Source organism: Bacillus inaquosorum KCTC 13429, assembly GCF_000332645.1.
Taxonomy (GTDB): domain Bacteria; phylum Bacillota; class Bacilli; order Bacillales; family Bacillaceae; genus Bacillus; species Bacillus inaquosorum.
The window spans coordinates 1-986 of sequence record NZ_AMXN01000023.1 but is presented as its reverse complement, the minus strand read 5'-3'; the positions used below and the strand labels follow the sequence as shown (position 1 = coordinate 986).

Genomic DNA, 986 nt, shown 5'->3' with positions numbered 1-986 from the left:
TAAGATGTATACACAGAACCTTGGTCACTATGTAACACGCAGTTCTCAGGCAGCGTTGGTAGCTGATCAAGTGTGTCTAAAACAAAGTCAGTGTCCTGCTTATCCCCAATCGTAAAAGCAATCACTTCTCCATTGTATACATCCAATATACTGGAAAGGTACAATTGTTTCTGTCCATAAGGCAAATACGTGATGTCCGTTACTAGTTTTTCAAGAGGACGATCAGACTGAAAGTTCCGATCCAATATATTATCGACCACGGCATATGGCTGCCCATCCTTCTTGCGCTTTTTCACCTTAACCTGGCACTGCCATTGATTTTTCTGCATAATACGTTGAACCGTTTTATGGTTAATACACATTCTCTTTTTGAGTATGGCTGTGATTTTTCGATATCCATATCGATACTTGTGCTCTCGGCACAACGTGCCGATTTGTTTTTCCAAATATCGCTTAGGCTGATCCCTCATCAGATTCTTCTTCCAACGATAATAAGACGCTCGAGAGATACCTAAATGAATACAGATATCCTGTACGGTCATTGTGCTGTGCAATATTTCTACAAGTTCGACTGACGTTTCGCTATCAACTTCCTTTCCAATTCGTTGTACTTTTTTAAAACTTCATTCTGTTGTCTCAGGTAACGAATCTCTGCCTGCAGTTTCTCTAATTCGGAAGAATACTCCGGGCCTTTTCCGTAAGTGTATTGCTTTCCAACAGGCTGTTCGAATCGATGTGTATCCCCAGTCTTATGCCATCTAACCCATGTCTGAACCTGTGTCTTATTCTTAATATTCAACTCCTGCATGATCTCTTTCATAGGTACGCCTGCCAATCTCATTTCTACAGCCTTCTGTTTCACTTCAACCGGATAACTCACTCTTGTCCCCATAGAAAAAACACCTCCAAGTCTAATTTCGGATAACAATCATCCGTATTCAAACTTGAAGGTGTTTTTATTTGTCTCATCTTATGGGGTCAGTCCC

At 40.9% G+C, this 986-nt stretch carries 1 pseudogene; it reads right to left on the bottom strand.

What is annotated here, in order from left to right:
- A pseudogene (locus BSI_RS22410) lies at positions 1–892 on the bottom strand (IS3 family transposase); the annotation flags it as partial.
- Positions 893–986 lie beyond the last annotated feature (94 nt).